General features: G+C 70.1%; 7 protein-coding genes. 4 read left to right on the top strand and 3 right to left on the bottom strand.

Features of this window, described 5'->3' with window-relative positions:
• The coding region (locus G3N96_RS36800) for a thiamine pyrophosphate-binding protein (protein WP_277399480.1) at positions 1–301 on the bottom strand (301 nt) is incomplete at its 3' end.
• Positions 302–400: 99 nt separating this feature from the next.
• Between G3N96_RS36800 and G3N96_RS36795 the strand changes: the two genes are divergently transcribed.
• The 4 genes from G3N96_RS36795 to G3N96_RS36780 all read left to right on the top strand — a co-directional run bounded on the left by G3N96_RS36795 (position 401) and on the right by G3N96_RS36780 (position 5,537).
• Positions 401–1,312, top strand: coding sequence for a LysR family transcriptional regulator (locus G3N96_RS36795; protein ID WP_206140280.1), 912 nt, complete (start codon positions 401–403; stop codon positions 1,310–1,312).
• A 186-nt stretch (positions 1,313–1,498) separates the two neighbouring features.
• The gene (gene dalD / locus G3N96_RS36790; protein WP_124580915.1) at positions 1,499–2,893 is read left to right on the top strand and encodes a D-arabinitol 4-dehydrogenase; all 1,395 of its coding nucleotides are present in this window, start codon (positions 1,499–1,501) and stop codon (positions 2,891–2,893) included.
• A gap of 83 nt (positions 2,894–2,976) precedes the next feature.
• Positions 2,977–4,458, top strand: coding sequence for a xylulokinase (xylB, locus tag G3N96_RS36785; protein WP_206140279.1), 1,482 nt, complete (start codon positions 2,977–2,979; stop codon positions 4,456–4,458).
• 65 nt (positions 4,459–4,523) lie between these two features.
• The gene (locus G3N96_RS36780) at positions 4,524–5,537 is read left to right on the top strand and encodes a sugar-binding transcriptional regulator (protein ID WP_085041209.1); all 1,014 of its coding nucleotides are present in this window, start codon (positions 4,524–4,526) and stop codon (positions 5,535–5,537) included.
• 168 nt (positions 5,538–5,705) lie between these two features.
• On the opposite strand, the gene ugpC is transcribed toward G3N96_RS36780, so the two are convergent.
• Together ugpC and G3N96_RS36770 are read right to left on the bottom strand one after the other, a co-directional pair.
• The gene (gene ugpC / locus G3N96_RS36775; RefSeq protein WP_124580911.1) at positions 5,706–6,815 is read right to left on the bottom strand and encodes a sn-glycerol-3-phosphate ABC transporter ATP-binding protein UgpC; all 1,110 of its coding nucleotides are present in this window, start codon (positions 6,813–6,815) and stop codon (positions 5,706–5,708) included.
• A 62-nt stretch (positions 6,816–6,877) separates the two neighbouring features.
• Positions 6,878–7,149, bottom strand: a 272-nt coding sequence (locus G3N96_RS36770) for an HAD family phosphatase (protein ID WP_206140278.1), incomplete at its 5' end; no start/stop codon positions are given.

Raw genomic sequence — 7,149 nt, 5'->3', positions numbered from 1 at the left:
GCGTGCGGTTCTTGAAGGCGGTGAAGAGATTGCCCATCGCGTTGCCGACGCCCGCCGCCGAATGCAGGTTGACGACCGCCGCATTGCCGGTGGCCTGCGCATGGCCGTCGGCCATCCCGACCACGACGGCTTCATGCAAGCCGAGCACGTAGCGGAAATCGTCCGGGAAGTCGCGGAACATCGGCAGCTCGGTCGAGCCGGGATTGCCGAACACGCGATCGATGCCGAACTGGCGAAGCAGGTCGATCACCGCATCGCGAACGGTGCTCGGTGCGGCGGAAGGGGGCGTAGGGCCGGACATGCTCGGGCGTCTCCTCGATGGCTTGGCGGTTTCCACAGTATCGAAGCGCGAATCATTCTCGGATACTGTATTTTTTGCGATAAGCCATACCGTTTCGACATGAGTTTCGATCTCCGACAATTGCGCGCCTTCACGACGATCGTCGCGTGCGGCAGCCTCGGCCGCGCGGCCGACGCACTGCACGTGACGCAGCCGGCGCTGAGCCGGATCCTGAAGCGGCTCGAGGACCAGGTCGGCGCGCCCCTGTTCGAGCGCCATTCGAAGGGCGTGCAGCTCACCGCGTTCGGCGAGGCGCTGCTGCCGCACGCGACGCTGCTGCAGCACGAGGCCGAGCACGCGCGCGAGGAGCTCGACGCGATGCGCGGGTTTGCGAAGGGCACGATCAAGGTCGGCACGGTGGGCAGCATCGCGAGCCTCGTGCTGCCGGTTGCGGTCGGCCGTGTGCTCGACCGCTGGCCGAACCTGCGCGTCGAGATCATCGAAGGCGTGTGGGACCGGCTCGCGGAAGGGCTGAACAAGCACGAGATCGATCTCGCGCTGTCCGCGCACGGGCCCGACACCGACGAGATCGTCGCGATTCCCGAGTGCCGCTGGGAGGATCGCAGCCACATCGTTGCGGCGCCGCACCATCCGCTGCGCACGCTCGGCCGCGCGCCGACGCTCACCGACACGCTGCACGCGCGCTGGGCGATTCCGCCGCGCGGCACCGCGCCGTTCGACCACATGCGCGCGACCTTCGACGCGCACGGGCTCGCGCTGCCCGACATCGCGGTCGAGACGCGCTCGGTGACGACGCTGAAAAGCCTCGTCGCGCATGCCGGCTTCCTGAGCTGGATGGCCGAGCCGATGTACGGCGCCGAGCAGCGCGCCGGCACGATCGACACGCTGCCCGTGCGCGAGGTCGTCGCGGTGCGCACGCTCACCGCGTTCCGGCGCCGCCACGGCATCCTGCCGGGGCCGGCCGGCAAGCTGCTCGAGGAACTCGTTGCGTTGACGCGCGAAGGTCGCTGACGGCGCTTTCCGCACCGGCCGCCCGTTCGCGCCCTCCCCGCCCCGCCCGCACGCCGCCGCAGCGCACCATCGAAATGCTGTTTCCCCGCCTTGACTTTCGCCCGCCCGAATACGATCATTCGCTCACACAAAGAGCAAATGATCGTATTCGACAGGACTGTCAGGCACGAACAGGAGACACACCGGATGAGCGCATCGTCCTCCGCCCGCACGCCCGTGCTGCTGCACATCGGTGCGGGCTCGTTTCACCGCGCGCACCAGGCGTGGTATCTGCATCGCGTGAACGCGGCCGTCCCGGCCGACGAGCGCTGGTCGCTGACCGTCGGCAACATCCGCGACGACATGCACGCGACGATGGACGCACTCGCCGCGCAGCACGGCGCCTACACGCTCGAAACCGTCACGCCGCAAGGCGAGCGCGCGTACGAGACGATCCGCGCGATCACGCGCGTGCTGCCGTGGTCGATCGACCTCGCCGCACTGATCGACGCCGGCGCCGATCCGGCCTGCCGGATCGTGTCGTTCACCGTCACCGAAGGCGGCTACTACCTCGACGAACACAACCGGCTCGACCTCGCGAACGCGGATCTGGCGGCCGACCTGCAGGGCGCGCGCACGACGCTGTACGGCGCGCTCGCGGCGCTGCTCGCGGAACGCGTGAAGCGCGGCGCGGGCCCGCTCACGCTGCAGAGCTGCGACAACCTGCGCAACAACGGCGCGCGCTTTCGCGCGGGGATGCGCGAATTCCTCGAACGGCGCGGCCAGGCCGACCTGCTCGCATGGTTCGATGCGAACGTCGCGACACCGAGCGCGATGGTCGACCGCATCACGCCGCGCCCGACCGCCGACGTGCGCGAGCGCGTGCTGGCGGCCACCGGCATCGACGACGCCTGCCCGGTGATGGGCGAATCGTTCATCCAGTGGGTGATCGAGGACCGCTTCGCGGCCGGCCGTCCGAAGTGGGAAGTGGCCGGCGCCGAACTCGTCGACGATGTGCACCCGTACGAGGAAGCGAAGATCCGCATCCTCAACGCGACGCACAGCTGCATCGCGTGGGCCGGCACGCTCGCGGGCCATACGTATATCCACGAAGGCACGCACGACGCGGCGATCCGCCGCTTCGCGCACGACTACGTGACGCAGGACGTGATCCCGTGCCTCACGCCGAGCCCGCTCGATCTCGCGCGCTACCGCGACGTCGTGCTCGAACGCTTCGGCAACCCGTACGTGCTCGACACGAACCAGCGCGTCGCGGCCGACGGCTTCTCGAAGATCCCCGGCTTCATCGCGCCGACGCTCGTCGAATCGTTCGCACGCGGCGCGGCGCCGGTCGCCACCGCCGTGCTGCCCGCACTGTTCCTGCGCTTTCTCGAACGCTGGGCGCGCGGCGCGCTGCCGTACGCGTACCAGGACGGCGTGATGGACGAAAGCGCCGCGCGCGCGATCGTCCAGGCCGACGACCCCGTCGTCGCGCTGTGCGCGAACCGGCAGCTGTGGGGCTCGCTCGCCGGCAACGCCGCGCTGTTCGAGGCCCTGCGCGGCGGACTCCGGCGGGTCGACACGTGGCTCGCGGCACGCTGACGTGCATCCGGGCGAACCTGCCTTGGCACGGGCGCGGCCGCGCGGCTAAAGTAGCGACTCCCCACTGACGGAACGGATCGCTCATGTATCTCGGCATCGACCTCGGCACCTCGGAAGTGAAGGTGCTGCTGCTCGCCCCGGACGGCACGGTCGTCGGCACCGCCGGCTCGCCGTTCACCGTGTCGCGGCCGCATCCGCGCTGGGCCGAACAGCATCCGGACGACTGGTGGCAAGGCACGCTCGCCGCGCTCGCGGCGCTGCGCGAACGGCACCGCGACGCGTTCGCGGCCGTGCGCGGCATCGGCCTGTCGGGCCAGATGCACGGCGCCGTGCTGCTCGGCCGCGACGATCGCGTGCTGCGCCCCGCGATCCTGTGGAACGACATGCGCAGCGCCGACGAATGCGCGCTGCTCACCGAACGCGCACCCGATCTCCACGCACTGGCCGGCAATCTCGCGATGCCGGGCTTCACCGCGCCGAAACTGCTGTGGGTCGCGAAGCACGAGCCCGACGTGTTCGCGGCAACTGCCTGCGTGCTGATGCCGAAGGATTACCTGCGGTTCCGGCTGACCGGCGCGAAGGTGTCCGATCCGTCCGACGCGGCCGGCACGCTGTGGCTCGACGTCGCGCGCCGCGACTGGTCCGACGCGCTGCTCGCCGCGTGCGGAATGACACGTGACCAGATGCCGCGCATCGTCGAAGGCAATGCGCCGTCCGGCACGCTGCGCGCCGATATCGCACGCGAACTCGGGCTGTCGGAGGCGGTCGTGGTGGCCGGCGGCGGCGGCGACAACGCGACGAGTGCACTCGGCATCGGCGCGATCCACGCGGGCGACGGCTTCGTATCGCTCGGCACCTCCGGCGTGCTGAGCGTGGTCGGCGATCGCTTCATGCCGAACCCCGCGTCGGCCGTGCATGCGTTCTGCCATGCGATTCCCGATCGCTGGCAATTGATGAGCGTCGTGCTGTCGGCCGCGAGCTGCCTGCGCTGGGTCTGCAAGCTGACCGGCACCGACGAGCCCGCGCTGCTCGCGGAAATCGAAACGCTCGACGCCGACGCGCTCGCGACGGCCCCGCTGTTCCTGCCCTACCTGTCCGGCGAGCGCACGCCGCACAACGACCCGTACGCGCAAGGCGTGTTCTTCGGGATGACGCATGCGACCGAACGCGCGCATCTCGGCTACGCGGTGCTCGAAGGCGTGACGCTCGGCCTCGCCGACGGTCTCGACGCGCTGCATGCGGCCGGCGTCGAAACCGACCAGCTGTCGCTGATCGGCGGCGGCGCGCGCAGCGCGTTCTGGGCGCAGCTGATCGCCGATGCGCTGAACGTGCGCACGCGCCAGCACGGCGGCGGCGAAACCGGCGCGGCGCTCGGCGCGGCACGGCTCGGCTGGCTGGCCGTCGGCGGCGATCCGCATGCGGTGCTGACCAAGCCGCCGGTGCGCGCCGAATACGCGCCGGATGCGGCCCGCCATGCGCTGCTGCGCGAACGCCTCGATGCGTTCCGCGCGCTGTACCGTCACGTGCAGCCGCTGTACGAGCCGTCGCGCGCACGGCTCGCGTAAGCGCCGCACGTCACGCGCGGCGGCCGTCGGCCGTACGCGCGACATGCGGTACAGTGGATGCCGCCATGCGGCCCGCCGGCCGGCCCGCGGGGCGGCCCCCCGATCCGAACCGAATCGCTATCGTGTCCAAGTCCTCAGAAAAACTCGATCTCGCCACGCGTGCCGCGTGGCTCTACTACGTCGCGGGCGACACGCAGAACGAAATCGCGGAGAAGCTGCAGGTGTCGCGCCCGGTCGCGCAGCGCCTCGTCGCGTTCGCGGTCGAGAAGAACCTGATCCGCGTGCGCGTCGACCACCAGCTCGCCGACTGTCTCGATCTCGGCGCGCAGCTGTCGAAGCGCTACGGCCTCGCGATGTGCGAAGTCGTGCCCGTCGATGCCGATGCGCCCGACGCGATCGACCGCAAGCTCGCGGTCGCCGGCGCACAGGTGATGGAGCGCTATCTGAACGAAACCCGGCCGATGGTGATCGCGGTCAGCAGCGGCCGGACGCTGAAGGCCGCGGTCGCGCAGATCGCGCAGATCGACCGCCCGCAGCACCGGCTCGTGTCGATGGTCGGCGCAATCGCCGCCGACGGTTCGTCGAACCGCTACGACGTCGCGCAGTACATCTCCGAGAAAACCGGCAGCAAGCACTTCCTGCTGCCCGCGCCGCTGTTCGCCGACAGCGACGCCGAGCGCGCGCAGTGGTGCAATCACCGGCTGTACCGGATCGTCGAGGCGCTGTCGGGCAAGGCCGACGTTGCGTTCGTCGGGATCGGCAACATCGGCCCGCACTGCCCGCTCTACGAAGACGGCTTCATCACCGAACAGGAGCGCGACGAGATGACCGCGCTCGGCGCGGTGGCCGAACTGCTCGGCGTGCCGATCGACGCGCAGGGCACGCAGATCGCCGTGTCGACGAGCGCGCGCGTGACGAGCGTCGCGCTCGCCACGCCGCCGAAGCGCCCGACGATCGCGTTCGCCGGCGGCCCGAAGAAACGCGACGCGGTGATCGCCGCGCTGCGCGGCGGCTGGTTGTCGGGGCTCGTCACCGACGAAACCTGCGCACGCGCCGCGCTCGACGCGAAAGCAGCCTGACGCCGAAGCCGCGCACGGCACGCCGCGCGCTGCTATCGAACGCTCAGGCCGCGTGCGGCGCCGGAAACGCATGCCGGCGCGCACGCCACGCGCCGACACCCAGGCCACGCGCATTCATCGACGAGATGGCCGAACCCCTGCACGTCCGACCGTCGCAGGCGCCGGCCGTCATGCCGCCTTCGCGTGCACGCTCAACCGCCGGAACGCCTGCCCGTGCTCGTCGAACAGGTGGCAGTGCTCGGCGTCCGCGTGCACATGGAGCGCCTCGCCGGTGCGGTACGTGTCGAGCGGCGGAATCCGCGCGATCAGCCCGTCCGGCGCGATGGCCGACTCCGCATACAGGTATGCGGCATCGCCGAGCGACTCGACGGCCATCACCCTGGCAGCAACGCCGGTCGCCGCCGCTTCGACTTTCAGATGCTCGGGCCGCACGCCGACCGTTACCGCCGCACCGCGCTGCAGCCCCGCCGCGTCGACCGCGACGCGCTGCGTCTCGCCGCTGTCGAAACGCACGAGCACGCCGCCCGCATCGACCGCTTCGACGGTGCCCTTCAGGAAGTTCATCTTCGGCGAGCCGATGAAGCCCGCGACGAACTGGTTCGCCGGCGCGTGGTACAGCTCGTTCGGCGTGCCCACCTGCTGCACCGCGCCGCCGGACAGCACGACGATCTTGTCGGCGAGCGTCATCGCCTCGACCTGGTCGTGCGTCACGTAGATCATCGTCGTCTTCAGCTCGTCGTGCAGCCGCGCGAACTCCAGCCGCATCTTCACGCGCAGCGCCGCATCGAGGTTCGACAGCGGCTCGTCGAACAGGAACACCTTCGGCTTGCGCGTGATCGCGCGGCCGATCGCGACGCGCTGCCGCTGGCCGCCCGACAGCTGCTTCGGCTTGCGGTCGAGCAGATGGTCGATGTGCAGGATCTTCGCGGCCTGCTTCACCGCCTGGTCGATCTCCGGCTTCTTCGCGCCCGCGAGCTTCAGGCCGAACGCCATGTTGTCGTACAGCGTCATGTGCGGGTACAGCGCATACGACTGGAACACCATCGCGATGCCGCGCTTCGCGCTCGGCACGTCGTTGACCTTCGCGCCGTCGATCATCAGGTCGCCGCTCGAAATATCCTCGAGGCCGGCAATCATCCGCATCAGCGTGGATTTGCCGCAGCCGCTCGGGCCGACGAACACGACGAATTCGCCATCGGCGATGTCGAGGTTCACGTTGCGCAGTACTTCGGTGTCGTCGTAGCGCTTCGCGATGTTGCGCAGGAGCACGCTTGCCATGATCTGTCTCCGTTCGTTCGTGATGCGCCGCGTCGAACGCGGCGCGCAATCATTCGGGGTGGCTAGTTCGGCAGCACCGCGCCGGTCGCCTGCCAGCGCGCGACGTAGCCGGGCAACTCGTGCATGTCGTCGAACACGTGACGCGCGCCGATGCCGCGCAGCGCGTCGACCTGCGCGGCCGACGCATGCCCGCCGCCGACGAAGCCGAGCACGGTCATGCCGGCCGCGGCGGCCGCGGTGATGCCGGTCACGCTGTCTTCGACCACGAGGCACTGGGCCGGCGCGACGCCGAGCGTGCGCGCCGCCGCGAGATACACGTCGGGCGCCGGCTTCG

It is taken from the genome of Burkholderia sp. Se-20373 (assembly GCF_017104705.1).
Lineage (GTDB): Bacteria > Pseudomonadota > Gammaproteobacteria > Burkholderiales > Burkholderiaceae > Burkholderia.
The sequence above is the reverse complement of the archived record's forward strand: the minus strand, read 5'-3'. Positions and strand labels throughout refer to the sequence as shown.